Source organism: Leptolyngbya sp. KIOST-1 (assembly GCF_000763385.1).
Lineage (GTDB): Bacteria > Cyanobacteriota > Cyanobacteriia > Phormidesmidales > Phormidesmidaceae > Nodosilinea.
Genome location: NZ_JQFA01000002.1, coordinates 755,505 through 777,389, shown reverse-complemented (window position 1 = coordinate 777,389; position 21,885 = coordinate 755,505). Strand labels below are relative to the sequence as shown.

General features: G+C 62.0%; 21 protein-coding genes. 15 read left to right on the top strand and 6 right to left on the bottom strand.

What is annotated here, in order from left to right:
- Positions 1–10: 10 nt before the first annotated feature.
- A complete protein-coding gene (locus tag NF78_RS03480) occupies positions 11–532 on the bottom strand; it encodes an Hsp20/alpha crystallin family protein (protein ID WP_156119629.1) in 522 nt (173 codons plus the stop codon).
- Between the two features lie 138 nt (positions 533–670).
- On the opposite strand from NF78_RS03480, the gene dinB reads away from it, so the two are divergent.
- The 5 genes from dinB to NF78_RS03455 all read left to right on the top strand — a co-directional run bounded on the left by dinB (position 671) and on the right by NF78_RS03455 (position 5,901).
- Positions 671–1,765: a DNA polymerase IV gene (gene dinB, locus NF78_RS03475; protein ID WP_035984895.1), complete on the top strand. Its 1,095-nt coding sequence runs from the start codon at positions 671–673 to the stop codon at positions 1,763–1,765.
- Between the two features lie 132 nt (positions 1,766–1,897).
- A complete protein-coding gene (locus NF78_RS03470) occupies positions 1,898–3,577 on the top strand; it encodes an alpha/beta hydrolase (RefSeq protein ID WP_052049724.1) in 1,680 nt (559 codons plus the stop codon).
- A gap of 28 nt (positions 3,578–3,605) precedes the next feature.
- On the top strand, positions 3,606–4,601 hold the full coding sequence (locus NF78_RS03465) for an aldo/keto reductase (protein WP_052049722.1): 996 nt from the start codon (positions 3,606–3,608) through the stop codon (positions 4,599–4,601).
- Between the two features lie 296 nt (positions 4,602–4,897).
- Positions 4,898–5,062 (top strand): DUF1328 domain-containing protein, encoded by a 165-nt coding sequence (locus tag NF78_RS28935; RefSeq protein ID WP_035984893.1) that lies wholly within the window; start codon positions 4,898–4,900, stop codon positions 5,060–5,062.
- 296 nt (positions 5,063–5,358) lie between these two features.
- Positions 5,359–5,901: a hypothetical protein gene (locus tag NF78_RS03455; protein ID WP_052049720.1), complete on the top strand. Its 543-nt coding sequence runs from the start codon at positions 5,359–5,361 to the stop codon at positions 5,899–5,901.
- Here NF78_RS03455 and ligA read toward each other — a convergent pair.
- Together ligA and NF78_RS03445 are read right to left on the bottom strand one after the other, a co-directional pair.
- Complete coding sequence (gene ligA / locus NF78_RS03450; protein WP_035984891.1) at positions 5,898–8,021, bottom strand: NAD-dependent DNA ligase LigA; 2,124 nt, start codon at positions 8,019–8,021, stop codon at positions 5,898–5,900. The genes NF78_RS03455 and ligA overlap by 4 nt on opposite strands.
- A gap of 493 nt (positions 8,022–8,514) precedes the next feature.
- The gene (locus NF78_RS03445; protein ID WP_035984890.1) at positions 8,515–9,753 is read right to left on the bottom strand and encodes a SidA/IucD/PvdA family monooxygenase; all 1,239 of its coding nucleotides are present in this window, start codon (positions 9,751–9,753) and stop codon (positions 8,515–8,517) included.
- 196 nt (positions 9,754–9,949) lie between these two features.
- On the opposite strand from NF78_RS03445, the gene NF78_RS03440 reads away from it, so the two are divergent.
- The 3 genes from NF78_RS03440 (at position 9,950) to NF78_RS03430 (ending at position 13,183) form a co-directional block, all read left to right on the top strand.
- Positions 9,950–10,867, top strand: a complete 918-nt coding sequence (locus tag NF78_RS03440; RefSeq protein WP_052049717.1) for an alpha/beta fold hydrolase — start codon at positions 9,950–9,952, stop codon at positions 10,865–10,867.
- 134 nt (positions 10,868–11,001) lie between these two features.
- Positions 11,002–11,976, top strand: coding sequence for a CobW family GTP-binding protein (locus tag NF78_RS03435; RefSeq protein ID WP_035984888.1), 975 nt, complete (start codon positions 11,002–11,004; stop codon positions 11,974–11,976).
- A gap of 148 nt (positions 11,977–12,124) precedes the next feature.
- Positions 12,125–13,183, top strand: a complete 1,059-nt coding sequence (locus NF78_RS03430; protein ID WP_035984887.1) for a WD40 repeat domain-containing protein — start codon at positions 12,125–12,127, stop codon at positions 13,181–13,183.
- Between the two features lie 195 nt (positions 13,184–13,378).
- On the opposite strand, the gene NF78_RS03425 is transcribed toward NF78_RS03430, so the two are convergent.
- A complete protein-coding gene (locus tag NF78_RS03425) occupies positions 13,379–14,005 on the bottom strand; it encodes a hypothetical protein (protein ID WP_035984885.1) in 627 nt (208 codons plus the stop codon).
- A gap of 188 nt (positions 14,006–14,193) precedes the next feature.
- Positions 14,194–14,622: a Fur family transcriptional regulator gene (locus NF78_RS03420; RefSeq protein WP_081972490.1), complete on the bottom strand. Its 429-nt coding sequence runs from the start codon at positions 14,620–14,622 to the stop codon at positions 14,194–14,196.
- Positions 14,623–14,676: 54 nt separating this feature from the next.
- On the opposite strand from NF78_RS03420, the gene hemB reads away from it, so the two are divergent.
- The 3 genes from hemB (at position 14,677) to NF78_RS03405 (ending at position 17,897) form a co-directional block, all read left to right on the top strand.
- A complete protein-coding gene (gene hemB, locus NF78_RS03415; RefSeq protein WP_035984883.1) occupies positions 14,677–15,732 on the top strand; it encodes a porphobilinogen synthase in 1,056 nt (351 codons plus the stop codon).
- A gap of 270 nt (positions 15,733–16,002) precedes the next feature.
- Positions 16,003–17,121, top strand: coding sequence for a metal ABC transporter solute-binding protein, Zn/Mn family (locus tag NF78_RS03410; RefSeq protein WP_263970538.1), 1,119 nt, complete (start codon positions 16,003–16,005; stop codon positions 17,119–17,121).
- Positions 17,122–17,132: 11 nt separating this feature from the next.
- Entirely contained in the window at positions 17,133–17,897 is a 765-nt protein-coding gene (locus NF78_RS03405) for a metal ABC transporter ATP-binding protein (protein WP_035988593.1), read from the top strand.
- A 43-nt stretch (positions 17,898–17,940) separates the two neighbouring features.
- On the opposite strand, the gene NF78_RS03400 is transcribed toward NF78_RS03405, so the two are convergent.
- On the bottom strand, positions 17,941–18,291 hold the full coding sequence (locus NF78_RS03400) for a four helix bundle protein (protein ID WP_263970537.1): 351 nt from the start codon (positions 18,289–18,291) through the stop codon (positions 17,941–17,943).
- A gap of 165 nt (positions 18,292–18,456) precedes the next feature.
- Here NF78_RS03400 and NF78_RS03395 point away from each other — a divergent pair, with 165 nt between their 5' ends.
- The 4 genes from NF78_RS03395 (at position 18,457) to NF78_RS03380 (ending at position 21,870) form a co-directional block, all read left to right on the top strand.
- Positions 18,457–19,287 carry a metal ABC transporter permease gene (locus NF78_RS03395; RefSeq protein ID WP_035984879.1) on the top strand — a complete coding sequence of 277 codons (831 nt, stop codon included), beginning with the start codon at positions 18,457–18,459 and terminating at the stop codon, positions 19,285–19,287.
- Positions 19,288–19,456: 169 nt separating this feature from the next.
- Entirely contained in the window at positions 19,457–20,107 is a 651-nt protein-coding gene (folE, locus tag NF78_RS03390) for a GTP cyclohydrolase I FolE (RefSeq protein WP_035984878.1), read from the top strand.
- A 39-nt stretch (positions 20,108–20,146) separates the two neighbouring features.
- Positions 20,147–21,061 carry a GTP-binding protein gene (locus NF78_RS03385; RefSeq protein WP_225885216.1) on the top strand — a complete coding sequence of 305 codons (915 nt, stop codon included), beginning with the start codon at positions 20,147–20,149 and terminating at the stop codon, positions 21,059–21,061.
- The gene (locus NF78_RS03380) at positions 21,058–21,870 is read left to right on the top strand and encodes a metallophosphoesterase family protein (RefSeq protein WP_035984876.1); all 813 of its coding nucleotides are present in this window, start codon (positions 21,058–21,060) and stop codon (positions 21,868–21,870) included. Before NF78_RS03385 ends, NF78_RS03380 begins: the two co-directional genes overlap by 4 nt.
- Positions 21,871–21,885: the final 15 nt, after the last annotated feature.

Sequence of the window (21,885 nt, the reverse complement as noted above, 5' to 3'; positions counted from 1 at the left end):
TTAGATTCTGTTACCGATCTTCTAACAGGCGCTGACCGAGGGCTTGGAGCACCTGCCCCAGGCTGTGGCGCAAATGCTGCCAGCCCAGCCTGAGCCGCTGGCCCCAGCCCCTGGCCCTGGGCAGCGTGACGATGATGGCCCCCTGCCGATAGGTCACCTGCACCTGGCGATCGATCACTCGCTCGGGCAGGGGCACGGTCTGCTGAAAGTAGTTGAGGCCAACGCTTTGCAGCAGGGAACCCGGCCAGCGGGAGCCGGGGGAGCCCGACTGGCGCTGGCCCGAGAAGGTGAGCGACCTGTCGCTGGCCCGCACCTGCACCGCCTGGGGCTCGACCCCTGGCAGAAAGGCGGTGACCACCAGGGCAGCGGCGGTGGTTTCAATTTCAATGGAAGGCACCTGTACCCGGCCCGAGGGGGAAACGCCCAAGGGCATAAGGGCCGCGGCGATCGCGTCCATCTGGGCCTGGGCTACCCCCAACCCCCAACCTGAGGCAAAATACGGTTGCTGAGATGACGATTGCCAAACGCCCATAGCCCTAACTCCCTGCTTTCTATACTTAAATCATCGCGGTCAACCCGCCGTTCCACAGGTCGGGAAAGCCCCCTGCCCCGGTGGGGTATAACCGCCATCCCCCTGTTGCCCCAGGCTGTTGTTGCCCCAGGCTGTGCCATGAGAAAGATCCTCCACATCGATATGGATGCGTTCTACGCCTCCGTGGAGCAGCGGGACTTTCCGCAGTACCGGGGCAAGCCCCTGGTGGTGGGCGGGCGGCCCGAGCAGCGGGGGGCGGTGGCTGCCGCCAGCTACGAAGCTCGCCAGTACGGCATTCACTCGGCCATGCCCGCCCGCCTCGCCGTGCAGCGCTGCCCGGCGCTGATCTTTGCCCGGCCCCGCTTCGAGGTCTACAAGCAGGTCTCGGGGCAAATTCGCCAGATTTTTCACCGCTACACCGACCTGGTGGAGCCGCTGTCGCTGGATGAGGCCTACCTGGATGTGACCGTCAACGCCCTGGCGGAACCCTCGGCCCTGGTACTGGCCCGCCAGATCAAGACCGATATTCTCGCTGCCACCCAGCTCACCGCTTCGGCGGGGGTATCGATCAACAAGTTCCTGGCCAAAATGGCCAGCGGCCAGAACAAACCCGACGGGCTAACCCTGATTTTGCCCGAGCAGGCCGAAGCCTTTGTGGCAGCCCTGCCGATCGAAAAGTTCCACGGCATCGGCCAGGTCACCGCCCGCAAAATGCACGGCCTGGGCATTGCCACCGGGGCCGACCTGCGCCAGTGGGCGGAGGCCGATCTGGTACAGCACTTTGGCAAAGTGGGGCGGTTTTACTACCGCGTGGCCCGAGGCAAAGACGATCGCCCCGTCAACCCCAACCGCATTCGCAAATCGATCGGAGCCGAGCAATCGTTCTCCCCCGACCTGACCACCCTGGCCGCCATGGGCGAGGCCCTGGAGCAGGTGGCCAACGACCTGAGCCGCCGCCTGGGAGAGCAGCAGCGCCGGGGCCACACCCTCACCCTCAAGGTCAAGTACGCCAACTACCGGCAGATTACCCGCAGCCGCACCTTTGTGGCGGCGATTGGGGCTGACTCGCCGCTGCTGTCCTGGGCCCAGGACATGCTGTTGGCCCACTGCGATAGTCAAGCACCGGCCCAGAAGGGCCATCCCCGCCAGCCCGTGCGGCTGCTGGGGCTGACCATCTCCAATCTGGAACCCGTCGGGGAGCCCGACTATGTGCAGCTCAGCCTGGAAGTCTAGCGGGTTCCAGCTGGGCTGGCAAAGGCGCTGAACCTGACCCCTGGTGCGAATCCTGACCACCACCGCTTCATAGAATTTCCAGACAGTTCTGGGGGAAAATGCGGGAATACCTAGCTGGCTCTGGGCTGCCCTATGCTCCTTCGCTACCGATCGCTAAGAAAATTTTTTCCCCTGGCTCTGGGAATCGGGGCAGCGCTGGCCACGGCCGGGCCGCTGGGGGCTGCAGAAACCCTGCGGCTTGAGTTTGGCCCCCTGAGCCGCTCGGTCCCGACGGAGTCGTTGGTCACCTTTGCCGAGACCGGCACCGTTGACCGGCAGCTGGCCCCCTTTTTGCGGCGGCTCAGCCCCTCCCAGCGACAGGAGTTGCGCCTGGCTCTGACCAGCAGCCGGGCGGTGTCGGTGGTGCCGATTTCCCAGTGGTTCAACAGCCCCATGGGCGATCGCAGCCTGCTATTTTTGGGCCAGCTGGCCCAGACCGAGGCGGGACTCAACGGCCGCCAGGCGCTACGGGCGGCGATCGTCGCGGCGGCGGCTGAGGACGGCGACATTTCGCCGCTCGATATTGTGCGCCACTTTCCCACCGGCAGCCTGCGGCTGGATGGGGCCCAGGCGATGGCGATCGCCCGCCAGGTGCAGGCCGAGGCGACCGCCACCCGCAGTCTGGTTGCAGCCATCCGCCAGCAGTCGGAGGCCGAGGCCGCCCAGCCCCCGGCGCTCGATCTGGCGGCTCTGCCCGACCTCACTCAGCCCGGTCCCTACGGCAGTCGCCAGGTATCGCTACAGATGACGGACGCCGAGCGGGGCCGCACCTACGCCGCCGACGTGTTTTTGCCCCAAACTCTGACCGCTGGGCCCGGGTCCATTCCGGTTGTTGTGATCTCCCACGGGTTGGGCGACAGCCGCACCAGCTTTTTTGATCTGGCGACCCACGCCGCCTCCCATGGCTTCGCGGTGGCGCTGCCCGAGCATGTGGGCAGCAACTACACCCAGAAGCAGGCCCTGCTCACCGGGCTCGATCGCGAAACCTTTAAGGCCCGCGACTTTTTAGACCGGCCTTTAGATGTCAGTTTTTTGCTCAATGAACTAGAGCGGCTCAATGCCAGCACCTTTGACAATCGGCTGAATGTTGACCGAGTGGCGGTGGTTGGACACTCCTTTGGTGGCTACACGGCGCTAGCGCTGGGGGGCGCCAGCATTGACTTTGAACGGCTGGCTCAGCGCTGCGACCCCGCTGCCAACCTGCTGCTCGACGCCGCTATGGTGCTGGAGTGCCGCGCCCTGGAATTGCGGTCCGACCCGGCGGTGATGGATCGCCTGACCCAGGGCACCAGGGATGATCGCGTTCAGCTGGTGATGGCCTTTGCCACCGTGTCAAACCTGTTTGGCCCTCGGGGGATGGCTCCGGTGGCGGTGCCGGTGATGCTGTTTGGCGGCGATCTGGATCTGGTGGCTCCGGTGGTGCCGCAGCAGGTGGCCGCCTTTAGCTGGCTGCAGGGCCGCGATCGCTACCTGTACCTGGGCGAAAACACCTCCCACAGCCCCGGCATTACCCGGCTGCTCACTCGCTTTTTGTACCTCGACGACGCCCTGGACAAGAGCGTTGACGAGGCTCTGGCCCTGACCCGGGGAGTGAACAAGTCGCTGGTGGTGGCCTTTAGTCAGGTATACCTGGCTGGGCGGGAGGACTACCGGCCCTTTTTACAATCGCACTACGTCGAGGCCGTCAGCGCCGAGCCTTTTCGGCTGCATCGGGTGCGCGAGCTGCCGCCCCCGGCGATCGAACAGCTATCGGGGCTACCCAGCCTGGAATAATGAGAGGTGCTCTTTTTTTAGCCGACCTATGAGTGCCTCGACCGTCCATGCCTCCCTGCCCTTCCCCCTGCCCGAGATGGGCTGCGGCACCTGGGCCTGGGGCAACCAGCTGCTGTGGGGCTACGACCAGCGCATGGATGACGACCTGCAGCAGGTGTTTAACCACTGCCTCAGCCACGGGGTGACGCTGTTCGACAGCGGCGACTCCTACGGCACCGGACAGCTGAACGGGCGGAGCGAAACCCTGCTGGGGCAGTTCGCTGGCCAGTATCAGGGCCCCCACGCCGACCAGCTCTGCCTGGCAACCAAGCTGGCCGCCTACCCCTGGCGGCTGACGCCGGGTTCGGTGGTGAAGGCTGGCGCCGCTTCGGTTCAACGGTTGGGCCGTCCCCTCGACCTGGTGCAGATGCACTGGTCAACGGCCAACTACCTGCCCTGGCAGGAGGCCCCCTTTCTCGACGGGCTGATGGATCTGGTGGAGCAGGGGCAGGCGCGGGCCGTGGGCCTCTCGAACTTTGGCCCCCGCCGCCTGAAGCTGGCCCACCAGCGATTTCAGGCGCGGGGGCTGACCATTGCCACCCTGCAGGTGCAGTACTCGCTGCTGTCCACCTACCCGGTGAGCGAGCTGGGGCTGAAGGATCTCTGCGACGAGCTGGGCATTCGGCTGATTGCCTATAGCCCGCTGGCCCTGGGGCTGCTGACGGGCAAATACGCCGCCCAGGGCCCCTATCCCTCAGGCATTCGAGGCGTGCTCTTTCGTCAGCTGCTGCCCAAAATACAGCCGTTGTTAGATACGCTGGCGGCGATCGCGGCCCAGCGCCAAAAAACCTCGGCCCAGGTGGCGCTCAACTGGTGTCTCTGCAAGGGCACCATTCCCATTCCAGGGGCCAAAACCCTGGACCAGGCAGAGCAAAACACCGGAGCTCTGGGCTGGCGGCTCGATGCCGGTGAAGTGGAGGCGCTGGATCGGGCGGCCCAGGGCAGCGATCGCCAGATGGTGCAAAACATTTTTCAGTCCCGCTAGGGGCCGTCATCAGTTAGCGGCCAAACGCCTAGAAGTCAGGGGTTGCAGCCCCTAGCCTGGCTTTTGGGTCGGGCGTGGCAAAGCGTCCTGTACCGAGCTTTTGGCCACAATTGATGACACGCCCTAGGGGCCGTCATCAAACAGAGATCTAGGGCCTTTATTTCTACCGAAAGCTAGATATCGTTCGCAGTCGTTAGGCAGATGTGCGAATGGATTCAGCTCTTGATAATAATTTTGTCAGGTCGAAAAAGACCTAACTGCTTGAATCATCGCCCTATCTCTCTAGGAGACCCCCCATGTTACGCTACGCGCTGATTTTTCTGGTTGTAGCTTTGATTGCTGCCTTCTTTGGCTTTAGCGGTGTAGCCGCTGGTGCTGCCGGCATTGCTCAAATTTTGTTCTACATTTTCCTGGCCATTTTCGTAATTTCGCTGATCATGAATTTTGTCAAACGGGCCTAGGGTTTTCCGGCCTGCAAGGGTGTGATGACCAAACAGTAAATATTTGAACTAAGAATCCCTCTTTATTTCCGAATAAAGGGGGATTTTTGGTGGATAGGCACAGAAAAAAATATCTCGCGATGGTTAAAGCCAGGCTGGGTCAATAGGACCGTAGGGTTTGGCCCAGCTGGTGCGGCTCTGCATCCTGAGGGCCTACCCCTGCAAGGAGGCTTAGCTTCTGAAACGTTTACCAAAAACCTACGGTTTTAGAGTTTTCTGGTACAAGGGTATAGTCTATAGGTATACAGTGCTTAGCTATGCCAGCCCAGACTCAAACCAGACCCCTTGGCGAACTGTTGCAGCGGGCGGGGTTGCTCTCCTCAGCCCAGCTCCAGGTGGTGCTGCAGGATCAGCAGTGGCAACCGGATTTGAGAATTGGCGACATTCTGGAGTTGCGCGGCTGGGTCAAGCGCGACGCCATTGATTTTTTTGCAGAACAGTGGCCGCAGCTTGTGGCAGGGGGGCGAGACAATCCCATCGGCTATTACTTTCAGCAGGCGGGGCTGCTGGATGCTCACCAGGTAGACGCCCTGCTGCGGGAGCAGGCGCAGGCAGGGCTGAGAATTGGGGCCCTGGCGGTTTTGCGCGGCTGGCTCTCCCAGGAGACCCTGGACTGGTTTCTGCAATCCCTGGCCCCGGAGGAGTCCGCAGCCTCGATCTTTATGAAGCGGAAGCGGTCGGAGGGCGATCGCGTCAGCCCAGCGGGCTCGGCCCAGCCCAGCCCCCCCGGGCCGGTTGCAGCCCCCCCAGCAGAAACCCCAGCCCAGCCCAATTCAGACGATATTTCCTGGGTTAATTAAGCAGTCTGTGGACCTGCCATCGCCACCAGCTCCGCTTCGCTGAGAATGGCGATGCCCAGGGTTTCGGCCTTGGTCAGCTTGGACCCGGCCTTTTCCCCCGCTACCAGATAGTCAGTGGCTTTGCTGACGCTGCTGGTGACCTTGCCCCCGGCGGCTTCGATAATGGCGCTGGCCTCGGGGCGGGTGAGGGTGGGCAGGGTGCCGGTCAGCACGAAGGTTTTGCCCGCCAGGGGACCAGGGGCTAGCTGGGCCTGTTCCTCGGGACTGGCGGCAAGCTGTAGACCCGCTCGCTGGAGGCGATCGATCAGGGTTTGGTTGGCGGGCACCCGAAACCACTGAAACACGGCCTGGGCAATCTCGGGGCCAATGGTGTGGACGGCTTCAATTTCATCGGGGCTGGCGGTCGCCAGGGCCGCCACTGTGGGAAAGTGCTGGGCCAGGGTTTTGGCGTTGACGGTGCCCACGTGGCGAATGCCCAGGGCGTAGAGCACCGAGGCCCAGGGGCGGGTTTTGGAGGCGGCGATCGCGTCCACCAGATTTTGGGCCGACTTCTGCCCCATGCGATCGAGCGGCAGCAGGGCCTCCACCGTCAGCCCGTAGAGGTCGGCCACCGACTGCACCAGCCCCTGCTCCACCAGCTGCTTCACCCACTTTTCGCCCAGCCCCTCAATGTCGAGGGCATCCCGCCTGGCCCAGTGGATAATTGCCCCCTGGACGATCGCCGGGCAGGAGCTATTGATGCAGCGGGTCACGGCCTCATCCTCGGGCTTGACCAGGGCACTGGCGCACTGGGGGCAGTGGGTGGGCATGGTGGCTTTGGTGGCGTGCTCGGGCCGCAGCTCACCCAGCACCCGCACCACTTCGGGGATGATCTCCCCGGCCTTGCGGACAATCACCGTATCCCCCTGGTGAATGTCGAGTTCGGCCAGGCGGTCAGCGTTGTGCAGGGTGGCGCGGGCGACGGTGGTTCCGGCGAGCTGCACCGGGCGCAGCTCGGCCACGGGGGTGACTGCCCCGGTGCGCCCTACCTGAAAGCTGACGGCTTCCAGCAGGGTGGGCACCTCCTCGGCGGGGTACTTGAGCGCCACCGCCCAGCGGGGAAACTTCTGGGTAAAGCCCAATTGCTGCTGCAGGGCAAAATCATTGAGCTTTACCACCACGCCGTCGGTGAGGTACGAGAGCTGGGCTCGTTTAGTGTCCCACTCATTAAAGTAGGCCTGCACCTCGGTTTCAGACTGGCAGAGCTGGCGGTTGGGGTTGACGCGAAAGCCGAGGGTCTGGAGCAGGTCGAGGGCGGCCCATTGGGAGGATGGGGAAGGTGAGGGGGATGGGGAAGGTGGGGTGGACGGGGAAGGTGAGGAGGATGAAGAAGGTGAGGAGGATGAGGGGTGCTCTTTCTCCTTCATCTCCTCATCTCTCAAATGCACGGTGTAGGCGAAAAAATCTAAGCGACGGGCGGCGACAATGCGGGAGTCAAGCTGGCGCAGCGTACCGGCGGCGGCGTTGCGGGGGTTGGCGAAGAGCGCTTCGCCGCGAGCTTCCCGCTCGGCGTTGATCTGCTCAAACACGTCCAGGGGCAGGAAGGCTTCACCGCGCACCTCGACCACCGGGGGCGGGGTGTCGGTGTTCAGCCGCAGGGGGATAGAGCGAATGGTGCGCACGTTGGGGGTGATGTCTTCGCCCGAAACGCCGTCGCCCCGGGTGACGCCGCGTACCAGCACCCCGTTTTCGTAGGTGAGGGCGAGGGCGTTGCCGTCGATTTTGAGTTCGGCGACATACTCAACCTTGCCCACGGTGGGGGCCTGTCTGCGCCAGCGGTCTTCCCAGGCGCGAAACTCGGTCAGGTCAAAGGCGTTTTCCAGGCTATAGAGGGGGATGTTGTGGCGAACGGAGGTGAACTGGGTGGCGGGCTTTTCGCCGACGCGCTGGGTAGGGCTGTCGGGGGTGACGAGGTCGGGGTGGGCGGCTTCGAGGTCTTGCAGCTCGCGGTAGAGGCGATCGTACACCTCGTCGGGCAGGTCGGGGGCATCAAGGACGTAGTAGGCATAGCTGGCGGCCTGCAGCTGTGCTCTGAGGGTTTGCACTCTGGCGATGGTGGTTTCGTCTGCCGCCTGGTTCATGGCTCGGTTCTCTAAAATTGCCCGGTGGCTAGTGTAACGCTGGAATGCGCTCTGCGGTTGGCTTGCGGAGTGCATTCCAGTTTTACAGAGGTCATTGGTTCACGCTGTACCCACCTTAGGGGGGCAGAGGGGATCATCTCGATGTACTTTACCCGACTCAGATCTTGCACCTTGGCTGGAGGGAGGCGAGAAAAGGGCGTGAAACGTATAGACAGCAAGGACCATGACGATGCTTGCCCACGCCCAAGAGCTAATCTACCAACTGTTGGACCGGATGCCGAGTGCCTACCAACGCCAAAGCCTAAAAGCCCTTCTAGAGCTGTTTCTCAAAGCACAAGGAGCACCACTGCCCGAGCATAGTCACCTGAATCCTGCCAGCGCCTTGAGTCGGTTTCTCGCGGTTATAGCTGGTCAGTGCGGCAGGTCATTTAAACCGGGTGGTGCAATTCCCCTGTGTTGAGAAAGACCTTGCAGGCTACGTTTCCGCCCGTTGTCACACTGTGGTTGTGCGAGGCACTCTGATACGCGGTTTGACCAGGGCGGGCACAATGCGATCGCTCGCCAATCGACCCCCAAACAAGTTCCGCGCCACTGGCCCCAGTTGCAGCGCCGCAGCCCCGCCCATGACAAACAGATTGCACCCCGGCCAGCGCAGGTGATGATCTAGAACTGGCAACCCGTCGACAATCTCAGCGGGATAATTCGCCCGCAGGTCGGCCAGCAGGGGCCAGTGCTCCACATTCAGCTGACTGCCGGTGGCCAGCCAGATCCGATCGATTGGCAGGTGGGTGAGGCAGTCGTGCTCGGCTCCGGTGCTACAGTGCACCCGCCAGGCGTCGCCCTTCCACTCCGCCCGCTGCACCTCGCACTGTTCGTAGAAAGTGATCTGGCCCTGGCGCTCCAGCCGTCGCAGGTGCAGGAGCATGGCTGGGGTGACAGAACCGCCGTTGCGGGCCTGCTGAATCATCTGCCAGCGCTGGTGCCAACGGGTTTCGGCATGGAATCCTTTGAGATACTTGGGACCCAGCCAGCCTGGTTCGGCATCGAACAGCTTGGCGTAGAACTGCCGCCGCGCCATCAGGATCACCTGGGCACCGCGGGCCACGGCTCCCGCAGCCAGATGGCCGCTGGTCAGGCCGCTGCCCACAATCAAAATTTGCTCGCCCGCCAGGGAGAGCCCGCGCAGGTCGATCTGGCTGGAGTGCCGTAGCCGATCGCTGGGGTAAGTCTGGGGAATCTGCCGCGCCCAGTCCGGGATCTGGGGTATGCCACCGGCGATCGCCAGCACCACCCGCCGGGCCAAAAGCTGCCGTCCATCCGCCAACCCCAGCCGAAACCGCTGCCGTCCCAACCCCTGACACAACTCCAGATGCTGGACCGTCCCTGCCATCACCCGATGGGTCAAATCCCACCGCTGAATCACCGACTGGCAGAAGTCTCGGAACAGGGAGGTACTGGGCAACGAGTAGGGGGGAAACAGTTCATCGGGCCGCCCCTCGGCGAAGGTGCGCAGGGCAGAAGGGTGGGGGTCGGGGTGGTGGACCGCGGGCGATCGCAGGTGGGGAATCTCAAAGGCCGCAAACTGGTGGTGCCACTGGCACAGCCACTCCCCGGCGGGGTCGATCACCACAAAGCGGTTCCGCAGGGCGGCTTTCTTTTGCAGCAGGTGAGTGACCAGGGTGAGCGCTTGGGGGCCAGCGCCGATGATGGCAATGTCGGTGGAGGGGGGCATGGGGGGTGTGAAGGGGTGGATGGGTGGGAGGGTGGATGGGTGGGAGGGTGGATGGGTGGGAGGGTGGATGGGTATTGGGTTTCGGAATCCCCTCCTGGGAGGGGTAGGGGTGGGTTGGTCTGACGCCTGATATCCGGCACCTAACACCGGCTTACAATGATAATCATTATCGAAATACTTTGGGGGAGGAATTGCTGTGGCTGAGGTGCTGGGTGGGTTGGCGGCTGAGGTGGGGGATGGGATGCGGTATTACGGCTGGCGGTGGCAGGGGCGGGAGGCGTCCATTGCCTACGACGGGCGGGGAGCGGGGCAGACGCTGCTGCTGCTGCCAGCGTTTAGCAGCATTTCAACGCGGGCTGAGTTGGATGGGCTGGCGGTGGAGCTGGCTCGGGGCTACCGGGTGATCACCCTGGATTGGTTGGGGTTTGGGGAGTCGGCGCGACCGGCTTGGCGCAGTCGGCCAGCGATCTACCGGGCGATGCTGAGGGACTTTGTGCAAGATATGGTGCCGGAGGTGGCGGCGATTGTGGCCTGCGGCCACGGTGCGGGCTATGCTCTGGAGCTGGCAGGGTCGGGAGAAGTGGCAGGGTTGCGGGCGATCGCCCTGGTAGCCCCCACCTGGCGCGGCCCCCTACCCACGGCCATGGGGGAATGGCGGCGGATCTACACGGCGCTGCGCTGGCTGGTGTGGTCGCCGCTGCTGGGCCAGGGGCTGTATGCGCTCAATGCCCACCCGGCCTTCCTGCGCTGGATGATGGGCCGCCACGTCTACAGCGAGGCTGCCTTCATTACCCCCGACCTGATGCGGGCCAAGCACCACACGACCCAGGCGAAGGGAGCCCGATTTGCCTCGGCAGCGTTTGTCACGGGTGGGCTCGACCCGGTGCAGCGGCGCACCGACTGGTTGGATTTAGTAGAAGCGACTCCGGTGCCCAAACTAGCGATCGCCGGGCAGCATACCCCACCCAAGTCCAAGGCCGAAATGGAGATGCTAAACGCAATGGCCGAAGTGCAATGGGCCATCGTTCCTGGTTCCCTGGCACCCCATGAAGAATGTCCCAAAGCAGTGCTGGAGAGCCTAATGCCGTTTTTCCAAGAGCATTTGGAGGGATAAGGAAGGTATCGGGTATTGGGCGTCGGGTGTCGGGTATCGGGTATTAGGTCTTCCTGACACCCGGCACCTAATCCCTAACCCCTAACCCCCACTTATAATTTGAAAATGATTATCGTTCATACTGGAGGTCTGCTATGGTTGCTGCTGATACTCTGCATTCGGTTCCGGTTACGGTGCTCACGGGTTATTTAGGTGCGGGCAAGACCACGCTGCTGAACCGCATCCTCACCCATGAGCACGGCAAGAAAGTGGCGGTGATCGTCAACGAGTTTGGTGAGGTGGGCATTGACAACCAACTGGTAATCGACGCCGACGAAGAAATCTTTGAGATGAACAACGGCTGCATTTGCTGCACCGTGCGCGGCGATCTGATCCGCATCATCGGCAACCTGATGAAGCGCCGCGACAAGTTTGACCACCTGGTGATCGAGACCACGGGCCTGGCCGACCCCGCCCCGGTAATTCAAACCTTCTTTGTGGATGACGAGGTGCAGACCCAGGCCAGCCTGGATGCGGTGGTAACTGTTGTGGATGCGGCCCACATTGCTCGGCACTGGGAGGCCGACGAAGCGATCGAGCAGATTGCCTTTGCCGACGTGATTTTGCTCAACAAAATTGACCTGGTGACCGAAGCTGAGCTAACCGCTTTAGAAGAGCGGATTCGCGGCATGAACGCGATCGCCAAAATCTACCGCACCCGTGACGCCCAGGTGGAGATGGATGCCATCCTCGGCGTCAGCGCCTTTGACCTGGGCAATGCCCTCCAGATTGACCCCGAATTTCTCAACGAGACCGCCCACGAACACGACGAAACCGTCGGCTCCATTGCCTTGGTGGAAGCGGGCGAAGTGAACGGCGACAAGCTGAACCAATGGCTGGGGGCACTGTTGCGCGATCGCGGCCCCGACATCTTTCGCATGAAGGGCATCCTCAACATCGCAGGAGAAGACTGCCGCTTCGTCTTCCAGGGTGTACATATGCTGTTTGACGGTCGCCAAGACCGCCCCTGGCGACCTGATGAAACTCGAAAAAATGAGCTGGTGTTTATCGGGCGGAATTTGGAAGAAATGGGGTTGGAGGAGTCGTTTAGGGGGTGTTTGGCGGCGTGAAGGGGTGGATGAGTGGATGGGTGGATGGGTGGATGGGTGGATGGGTGGATGAGTGAAAACCACCTGTTCACTAACACTCGCCCTACCCCAACCCATTCACCCGCGACCCGCCTACCCATCCACCCGCCCACCCATCCACCTTTTTCCCATGCCCAAATCCATCCTCTCCCCCACCTGGCAAACTCTCCTCGCTGACTATGTGACCGCGATCGCATGGCTGCCCGACGGCTGTCGGCTGGTGGCCTGCTCGGCGGCAGGAGAAGTGGTGCTGTTTGACGCCAGGACAGGGAGATCGGTGGCGTTGCAAGCAAAGCAGGGCTTGTCGGTGGATGCGATCGCCGTCTCGGCTGATGGCCAGTTTTTGGCGGCAGGGGGGCAGGATGGCGCTGTGAGAATTTGGTCGATGGCAGGCGATCCGCCGACGCTAGTGACTGAGCTAGAAAATGCTAGGGTGTGGGTGGATTGCTTGCAGTGGCATCCGCACCGACCAGAGCTGGCGGTGGGACTGGGGCGCTATGCCCAGGTATGGGATGCAGCAGGGCAAGCGGTAGTGACGACGCTGAACTTTGAGGCGTCGTCGGTGCTGGACTTGGCCTGGCACCCCAGCGGTGACGCTTTGCTGTTGGCGGGCAACCAGAGCGTGAAGACCTGGCGACGAGGGGCTTGGGATGATGATCCGCTGATTCGAGAAACCGGTGGGGCCAGCGGGGCGATCGCCATCTCCCCCGACGGTCAGTATCTGGCCTCGGGCAATAACGATCGCACCCTGCTGGTGTGGGCCTGGGACAACCCCTACCCCTGGCAAATGCAAGGCTTTTCGGGCAAGGTGCGACAGTTGGCCTGGTCTACGGTCAAGGCCCAGGGAAATGCGCCGTTGCTGGCGTCGGCCAGCGCCGAGGGCGTGGTGGTGTGGGCTAAGGCCGAAGGTGAAGCCGAGGGCTGGACCGCTAACGTGCTGGATTTGCACAATGGGACGGTGCGGGCAATCGCCTTTCAGCCCCAGTCCAAGCTACTGGCCTCCGCCTCCGAGGACGGCTGGGTCTGTCTATGGCAGAACGCCGCCCAGGCCGCCCAAATTCTGGAAGGCGCAGCGGACGGATTTTCAACCCTGGCCTGGTCGCCCCAGGGAAAGCACCTGGCAGCAGGGGGCTGTGGGGGCGAGGTGATGGTGTGGGGGCAGGTGTTGGCGGGGAAGGGATTTGGGTAGATGGGTAGGCGGGTGGATGGGTAGGCGGGTGGATGGGTAGGCGGGTGGATGGGTACGGGGTGGATGGGTGGGCGGGTAGGGGGTAGATGAGTTGGGGATAGGGTAAATGTTGGTGAACAGGTGGTTTTCACTCATCCACCCATCCCCTCATCTACCCATCTACCCATCCACCCATCCACTCACCAAACACCTTCCCTACCTCGCTCCTGCCTCTTCGGCTTCTAGGGTTTGCAGTACGGCCTGGATTTGGGCGGGGGTGTTGCGCTCCTGGAGATTGACCCAGCAGTGGCTCTGAACGGGGTCAGCCATAGCGGCTTGGCCTACAGCAGGGACGGCGGACTTGGGGGTGGCTCCTAAGGCAGAGGGTTGGCGGCTGGCAAACAGAGCGGGATTGGTGGCGGCGGGGCCATTGTTGGGGCCGAGGCGACGGCTGGTGAATACCTGGGGAGTGGGGGGTTGGTTGCGGAGTTGCTGTAGGGCGTTGAGGCAGGCTGGGCAATCGCAGCCGAACAGGGCGACGGCGGCATCGCTCTCGGCAGCGCTAAAGTTGACGTCAAATTCATAGTCGTCGGGCTGGTTTTGGGTTCCCGTTGGGATCGGGATTCCAGTGGCGGAGGCCACTAACGTGTTGCCGTGGAGCGTTCGCAGTGCTGACCCAGGCTCCGCCGACACTCCGCAGGACGCCACCTCAGACCCCGCTGTGGTGCCTGTATAAAGCTGCGGGGATGGGTTTCTGTTGGCCAAGCCCAAAAATCCCATTGCCACAATGGCCCCGGCAATAGCGGGAACGGTCAACAGTTTTAAGAGAATTTTGCCGGTCATTACTCTATTCCTTGCTGGACTCGCAGCTTGTGATGGCGGCTTGTGCTCGAATATTGCCTATGACAGGGATGGGCGTATGAGTGTTCCACAACCGCGCCGCGCCAAAGCGTACCGCAACTGCCTTGAAAAAGCCTATACAAAGTACTTCTACCACCTGAATTTTTCCAGTCAACCCGTCCTGTAGGGGGTCAAGAGCAGCGATCGCAGACGCCGAAGAATTCCAGCGTGTGGTAGTAAATCCGAAATGAGCCAGTGCCCTGGAGCTGCGCCGCCAGTTCCTGCACTGGGCAGGTCTCCACTGGTACCGAAACCCCACACTGCAAGCAGGTGAGGTAGTGGTGGTCGTGCTCCACCGCACTGTAGAGCGTTTCCCCACTCAAAGTCACCCGGTGCTGCACCAGCCCCAACAGTTTGAGGGCATCCAGCGCTCGGTAAACCGTGGCCACCCCGATCGGGCGCTGGGTGCCCATCACTCCATGGAGCGCCTGGGCCGAGAGCGGTTGGGGCTGCTGCCGCAGGGCCGCCAACACAGCCTGCTGCCCAGGGGTCAGACGGGGTGGGGGAGTAGCGGTAGACACCACCGCACCGATTTCTTTGGCAAAAGGGTCGCGATCCATAGCAAGATAGGCTAAGATAACCTGGAATGATAATCATTATCATATTGCAAGGCTATGGTTTTGTCTCCCCCACCGACCCCTACTCCAGAGATTGCAGAGGCTCCAGCCCGGCAGGTTGGGGCGGTTCCCCCAAAACCCCTGGTGCATCGCCCCCGCCGCCTACGCCGGACAGAGGGGCTACGTCGTATGGTGCGCGAAACCCGTTTGACTGTAGATGACTTGATTTACCCCATGTTTGTGATGGAGGGCAGCGGGCAGCGGCAGGAAGTGCCCTCCATGCCTGGGTGCTTCCGCTATTCCCTGGATCTGCTGCTGGAGGAGTTGCAGGAGATCGTGAGGCTAGGCATTGGGGCGATCGCCCTTTTCCCCCTCATCCCCGACGAGCAAAAAGACAACGCCGGTACCGAAAGCTACAACCCTGATGGGCTGATTCCCCAAGCCGTGCGCGCCATCAAGCAGGCCTTCCCGCAACTGCTGGTGATTACCGACATTGCCCTCGACCCCTACAGCAGCATGGGCCACGACGGCATTGTGGAGGATGGCGAAATTCTCAACGACGAAACCGTAGCCGTCCTGGTCAAGCAAGCCCTGGCCCACGCCGAAGCCGGAGCCGACATAGTTGCCCCCTCCGACATGATGGATGGCCGGATTGGGGCCATTCGCCAAGCCCTCGACGCCGAGGGGTGGATCAACGTCGGCATCCTCGCCTACTCGGCCAAGTACGCCTCCGCCTACTACGGCCCCTTCCGCGACGCCCTGGAAAGCGCCCCCAAATTTGGCGACAAAAAGACCTACCAGATGGACCCCGCCAACGCTGCCGAAGCCCTCAAGGAAGTCGATCTCGACATCGCCGAAGGGGCCGACATCGTCATGGTCAAACCCGCCCTCGCGTACCTGGACGTGATCCGCCGCATCCGGCAGCACACCAACTTGCCCATCGCCGCCTACAACGTCAGCGGCGAATACGCCATGGTCAAAGCCACCGCCGCCCAAGGCTGGATCGACGAGCAAGCCGTCGTCCTCGAAACCCTAACCAGCATCAAGCGAGCCGGAGCGGATGTGATTTTGACGTATTTTGCCAGGGATGTGGCGAGAGTTTTGGGTGGATGAGGGGATGAGGGGATGAGGGGATGGGTGGATGAGGGGATGAGGGGATGAGGGGATGAGGGGATGGGTGGATGAGTGCATGAGTCTACGCAATCTACCTACCCCCTACCCGCCTACCCATCTACCCATCCACCCCCTTACCCATCCACCCATCCACCCGCCCACCCCCTTACCCATCCACCCCCTACCCATCCACCCCCTACCCGCCCACCCATCCACCCAACCTAGGAGACCCTCATGCCAACCTTCTTCCCTTTCCGCCGAACAGCCCTATTGTTTGCATCCTCTGTGGCGATCGCCCTGGGGGGCTGCGGCACTGGCCCTACCGAGGTTAGTGAGACCGATGCCCCTGGTGGGGCGGTGGAGGCCACTGACCTGACGGTGATGACGACGATTTTGCCGATCACGCAGTTTACCAATGCGGTGGTGGGCGATCGCGCCGAGGTCATCCCCCTGATGCCGACCAATGTGGACCCCCATGATTTTCAGGCGCGGCCTGCGGATGTGCAGGCGCTGGCCAATGCTGACGTGCTGGTGAAGAATGGCCTGGAGATGGAGTTCTTTTTAGACGACCTGATTGCCAATGCCGAGAACCCGGATCTAGTGATGATCGATTCGAGTGAGGGTATTGCGGTGCTGGCCAATGAAGACCACGGCCACAGCCACGGCCACAGCCATGACCACAGTCATGGCCACAGCCACGACCATGACCACGGCCATGATCATGCCCACGACGATCATGGCCACAGCCACGACCACGCCGAGGCGGGGCACCATCACCACCACCACGGCGAATTCAACCCCCACATCTGGCTCGACCCCAAGCGGGCGATTCAGCAGGTGGAGAACATTCGCGACGGCATGATTGCGGTGGACCCGGAAGGGGAGGAAATTTACACCGCCAACGCGGCAGCCTTCATTGCTGAGCTAGAGGCGCTGGATGCCGAGATTGCGGAAAAACTAGCGCCCTTTACCGGCCAGAGCTTCGTAGTATTCCACGACTTTGCCCCCTACTTCGCCGAGAGCTACGGGCTTGAAACCGAATTTCTGGTGGATGTGCCTGCCATCAACCCCTCCCCCGAGGATGTCAAACGGGTGATGGACACGGTGCAAGCCTCCAACCTGAAGGCCATTATGACGGAACCGTCGGCAGGGGAGGATAGCTTTGCGGCAGTCGCTAACGACCTGGGCGTGGACGTGGGCCTGTTCAACCCGATTGAAGTGGGTGGCCCGGAGGCTGTGCAACCGGAGTACTACCTGAATGCCATGCGCCAAAATGCCGCCAACCTTGTCGCCTCTTTTGAGTCGTTTAACCAGCAGCAGTCGTGGCTGCCGGTATGGCCTACCCAACCCCTAGCGCTGCTGCCCCAGCCCGTGGGCCTGCGGTTTTAGGAGGGGTGCCCTTGAACCCTGACGTTCTGCTGGTAGACGGGCTGACCGTCTACCGCGATACCTACCCCGCCGTGGAGGAGGTGTCCTTTGCCCTGGCCGAGGGCACCGACGCTGCCATCGTTGGCCCCAATGGGGCTGGCAAAAGTACCTTGATCCAGGCCATCCTGGGCATCCTGCCCCGGCGGGCGGGGGATGTGTTTGTGCTGGGACAGTCCCTTAGCCGTCAGGGTCGTTTACCGGCCCAGGTGCGGCAGCAGATTGCCTACCTGCCCCAAAACTTTCTGTTCGACCGCCGCATCCCCATCACCGTCAACGAACTGGTGGCCCTGGGCTGGGATGACCTGGGCCTGAAGCTGCCCTGGGCCAATCGCACCCCCCGCCGCCGCGCCGTTCGCCAGGCCCTCGCCCGAGTCGATGCCCTGCACCTCGGCCCCCAGCCCATCAGCAGCCTCTCCGGCGGTGAAATGAAACGGGCGCTGCTGGCCTACTGCCTGGTGCGCCCCCGCCGCCTGCTCATCCTCGACGAAGCCCCCGCTGGTCTCGACGCCCGCGGCGAATCGGAGTTTTACCAACTCCTCTACCAGCTCAAACAAGACCAGGGCTGGGCCATCCTGCAAATTTCCCACGACCTCGATATGGTTAGGAAGCACTGCGATCGCGTCCTCTGCCTCAACCGCTCTATCCGGTGCCAGGGCACCCCCGATGTGGCCCTAGCCCCGGATAACCTGGCGCTGGTCTACGGGTCGGAGTTTGTCAGGTATCGGCATCGTCATTAGGGGGAGGTGGATGGGTGGATGGGTAGGGGGTGGATGGGTGGGGTTATTTGATGATCCAGTGGGAGGAGTTTTTGATGATATTAACGAGTTGACCCAGGACTTTGTCGTACATGCAGTACAGGTGTCTGCCAGTTTCAGGATCGAGGTATTGGCATTTGACGGCAAATTCTAGCCAGATTTGTGTTTCTGTCGCCTCAGCCTGACAATCGCTGATCTTGGCAATGAAGGCTGCTTCGTATCGTCGCTTTCGCCAAGCCTCTCCCAAATTTGCATAGACCGATCGCGAGGAGCGCCGAATTTGATCGGTCAATGAGTACCGTTCCTCAACCGGAAACTTTTTTGAGACCTCAAAAATTTCCATCGCCGCCTCAAAAGCCGCTTGATAAACCTCCAATTCCCGATATCCCCTAACCAACCCCCTCCCCATCCACCCTTCCCCAAAAAATCACCCCCCCATAATTCCCTTGTTCTCCCACCCCTCCACTAGGGCAGACACCCAGGTCTACCCCTACCCCATCCACCCATCCACCCATCCACCCTCCCACCCATCCACTCCCCCATGCCATCCCTCACCCACACCCTCGAACTCTTCCAACTCCCCTTCATGCAGCGCGCCCTGATGGGCGGCATCCTCACCGGCTTGATGGGGGGGCTCATGGGCAGTTTCACCATCCTGCGGCAGCTGTCGTTTTTTAGTGATGCCCTGGGGCATTCGGCGCTGTTGGGTATCAGTCTGGGGCTGCTGTTGGGCGTAAGTCCGACCTCGGTACTGTTGCCATTTGCGGTGGTGTTCGCCCTGGGGGTGACATATTTGCTAGAGCGCACGCGGCTGTGGACGGATGCGCTGTTGAATATTGTCTACTCGTCGTCCCTGGCGATCGGGGTGATTTTGCTGACCTTTGTGGGGCAGTACCGAGGCGGCATTAACAACATTTTGTTCGGCGACATTTTGGCGGTGCGGCAGAGCAATTTGGTGGTGAGTTCGATTTTGCTGGCGGCCTGCGTGGTCTACGTGGGGCTGACCCTGCGATCGCAAATCCTGCTCACCCTCCACGAACCCTTAGCCTTGGCTCGCGGCATCTCTGCCCCCATCCACCGCACTGTGTTTATTGTCCTGCTAGCGCTGGTGGTGGGTACCTCGATTCAGGCGATCGGTGTGCTGCTGATCAGTGCCTTTGTGGTGATTCCCGCCTGCGCTGCCCGCTTACTCAGCCGCACATTCAGCGGCTACGTGATTCTGTCAGCTTTCCTCGGAGCCCTGGGGGCAGTGCTGGGCATGGTGTTCTCTGCCATGTTTAATCTGCCGTCGGGGCCTGCGATCGTCACCATGCAGCTGGCGATTTTTTTGGTGGCGATCGTGCTGCCTAGGACGAAATTGTCGGCGGTTTAAGGGGGGGGCGAGTCAGGTTAACCCACCCCTGCCCCTCCCAGGAGGGGATTCTGAAACCTGAATAACCCACCCCTGCCCCTCCCAGGAGGGGATTCTGAAACCTGAAACCTGAAACCCCGTTTACCGCTGACCGTTTACCGTTTTTCCACGCAATTAGGAGTCTCATTCCATGACCGCTCAACTTCCTTCCAAGAACATCTCCGCCGACCAGGCGATCGCTGCTCTTTCTACCCAGCCCCAGGCCCGCGTTTCCGATGCCGAAATGCAGCAGGCAGTGCGCACTCTGCTGATTGGCCTGGGGGAAGACCCCGATCGCGAAGGGCTGATCGACACCCCCAAACGGGTGGTTAAGGCCCTCAAATTCCTCACCTCCGGCTACAACCAATCCCTGGATGAATTACTCAACGGCGCTGTTTTCCACGAAAACACCAATGAAATGGTGCTGGTACGCGACATCGACCTGTTTAGCTCCTGCGAACACCACATTTTGCCCATCCTGGGTCGTGCCCACGTGGCCTACATCCCCAACGGCAAGGTGATCGGCCTCTCCAAGGTGGCTCGCATCTGCGAAATGTACGCCCGCCGCCTGCAAGTGCAAGAACGCCTCACCGCCCAGATCGCCGATGCCCTCCAGGGTTTACTGCAACCCCAGGGCGTCGCCGTCGTAGTCGAAGCCACCCACATGTGCATGGTCATGCGCGGCGTCCAAAAGCCCGGCTCATGGACCGTCACCAGCGCCATGAAAGGGGCCTTTGCCGACGACGCCCGCACCCGGCAGGAGTTTATGAGTTTGATTCGGCATACCCCGGCGTTCCATTAAAGGGTGGATGGGTGGATGGGTGGATGAGTGCATGAGTGCATGAGTCTAAGCAATCTACCTACCCCCTACCCATCCACCCTCCCACCCATCCACCCCCTACCCATCCACCCTCCCACCCATCCACCCCCTACCCATCCACCCATCCACCCGCCTACCCATCCACCCTCCCACCCATCCACCCAAATGCCTCACCTCATCGCCATCTCCGGCCCCTCTGGCAGCGGCAAAACCACCTGGATTAGCCAGTTCCTCAAGGATCAGTCCACCCCCCAGTACTATGTGTGCCCGGGGTTGGGGGAGATCTCGGTGGATCTGGCGCGGATGGGCTATCGGTTTCCCTCGGTGCAGGTGGTACCCGAGGCTCAGCTGAAGACTGTTCTGGCGGATCTGCCGGAGCAGGCGACGGTGTACCTGGAATGGGGGTTTCACCTGGATTTGGGCTCGCCGTTTTTGGCGGAGTTGCCCTGGGAGCGGGTGGCGGTGCTGCCCCCTGACCTGGCCGAATCGGACTGGCACGGGTGGAGCGATCGCATCGTGACCGGCAACCCTGTGGCGGCTCCGGCCAATGGCTACTTGCCCGAGATCTGGTGTACGCCGCTGAATGGGCAGGTGTTCGACCCGCCCAGCCTGGAGGCGCTGCTGCTGGAGGTGTCGGGGGGAGCCTATGGCCAGGTGGGGCGCATGAAGGGAATTTTTGAGCTCCCCGATGGGCGCGCCTTCCATGTGGATTTTGTCGAGGGGTTGCCGGGGATGGAGTATACCGAACTGGCCATTCCTCGCTGGCGGTCGGGGCGGCCCGATCGCTTCAGTGGCATTGAGGTGGTGGGCTGGGGGCTGGAGCGAGAGGCGATCGCCCAAACCCTGCTGGACAGCACCCTATCCGACGCCGCCCTGGCCCAGTACCAACAGCATTACCAAGCCCTACATCCCAGTGAGGAGGTCATTTCGGTATGAAACTAGCGGTCATTTCCTGCATCCACGGCAACTATGAAGCCCTCAATGCCGTGCTGTGCGACATCGACGATCAAAAGGCTGAGCAGATTTACTGCCTGGGGGACCTGGTGGGCTATGGCCCCTACCCCAACGCCGTCGTCGAGATGATTCGGTCTTTGGATATCCCCACCTGCCAGGGTTGCTGGGATGAAGACATCGTCGAGGGGCTGAACGCCTGCGAGTGCAGCTACCCCTCCCAACTGGCGGAAAAGCGCGGTCGCCTCGCCCACGAGTGGACCAACCGCGCGATCAACCCCGAGGTGCGCGAGTACCTGGCCAGCCTGCCCATGACCCTACGCCAGGAAAACCTCTGCTTTGTCCACGGTAGCCCCAACAGCCAGCACGAGTATCTGCTGCCCACCATGGATGGCTTCGCCGCCCTGGAGCGAGTCCTGGCCGCTGAGGCCGATGTGCTGTTTTGTGGCCACACCCACGTCCCCTACTTGCGAGAGCTAGAGAATGGCACCCTCTCGGTCAGGGTGCAGCAGCCCGGCCAAGGCGAAACCCAGCGCCAGTTCACCGCCCCCCTCAAACGCATCGTCAACGCCGGTTCCGTCGGCGAACCCCGCCACGGCAGACCCAACGCCACCTACGTCCTCTACGACACCGACACAACCCAGATCACCCTGCGGGAGGTGCCCTACGACTACAAAAAAACCTGCGCCGCCATCCTCGAACAGGGCCTGCCGCCGATCTTCGCCTGGCGACTGGAGCGCGGCATGGAGTTCGCTGAACGGGCGGAGGATGGGGGGCATGTGTGTGAGCGGTAATGGGGTGGATGGGTG

Coding starts and splice junctions, on each gene's coding strand:
- NF78_RS03465 (WP_052049722.1), top strand. CDS start 3,606: ATGAGTGCCTCGACCGTCCATGCCTCCCTGCCCTTCCCCCTGCCCGAG.
- NF78_RS03445 (WP_035984890.1), bottom strand. CDS start 9,753: ATGCCCCCCTCCACCGACATTGCCATCATCGGCGCTGGCCCCCAAGCG.
- NF78_RS03380 (WP_035984876.1), top strand. CDS start 21,058: ATGAAACTAGCGGTCATTTCCTGCATCCACGGCAACTATGAAGCCCTC.
- NF78_RS03435 (WP_035984888.1), top strand. CDS start 11,002: ATGGTTGCTGCTGATACTCTGCATTCGGTTCCGGTTACGGTGCTCACG.
- NF78_RS03455 (WP_052049720.1), top strand. CDS start 5,359: ATGCCAGCCCAGACTCAAACCAGACCCCTTGGCGAACTGTTGCAGCGG.
- NF78_RS03425 (WP_035984885.1), bottom strand. CDS start 14,005: ATGACCGGCAAAATTCTCTTAAAACTGTTGACCGTTCCCGCTATTGCC.
- NF78_RS03430 (WP_035984887.1), top strand. CDS start 12,125: ATGCCCAAATCCATCCTCTCCCCCACCTGGCAAACTCTCCTCGCTGAC.
- ligA (WP_035984891.1), bottom strand. CDS start 8,021: ATGAACCAGGCGGCAGACGAAACCACCATCGCCAGAGTGCAAACCCTC.
- NF78_RS03395 (WP_035984879.1), top strand. CDS start 18,457: ATGCCATCCCTCACCCACACCCTCGAACTCTTCCAACTCCCCTTCATG.
- hemB (WP_035984883.1), top strand. CDS start 14,677: ATGGTTTTGTCTCCCCCACCGACCCCTACTCCAGAGATTGCAGAGGCT.
- NF78_RS03385 (WP_225885216.1), top strand. CDS start 20,147: ATGAGTCTAAGCAATCTACCTACCCCCTACCCATCCACCCTCCCACCC.
- dinB (WP_035984895.1), top strand. CDS start 671: ATGAGAAAGATCCTCCACATCGATATGGATGCGTTCTACGCCTCCGTG.
- NF78_RS03480 (WP_156119629.1), bottom strand. CDS start 532: ATGGGCGTTTGGCAATCGTCATCTCAGCAACCGTATTTTGCCTCAGGT.
- NF78_RS03470 (WP_052049724.1), top strand. CDS start 1,898: ATGCTCCTTCGCTACCGATCGCTAAGAAAATTTTTTCCCCTGGCTCTG.
- NF78_RS28935 (WP_035984893.1), top strand. CDS start 4,898: ATGTTACGCTACGCGCTGATTTTTCTGGTTGTAGCTTTGATTGCTGCC.
- NF78_RS03420 (WP_081972490.1), bottom strand. CDS start 14,622: ATGGATCGCGACCCTTTTGCCAAAGAAATCGGTGCGGTGGTGTCTACC.
- folE (WP_035984878.1), top strand. CDS start 19,457: ATGACCGCTCAACTTCCTTCCAAGAACATCTCCGCCGACCAGGCGATC.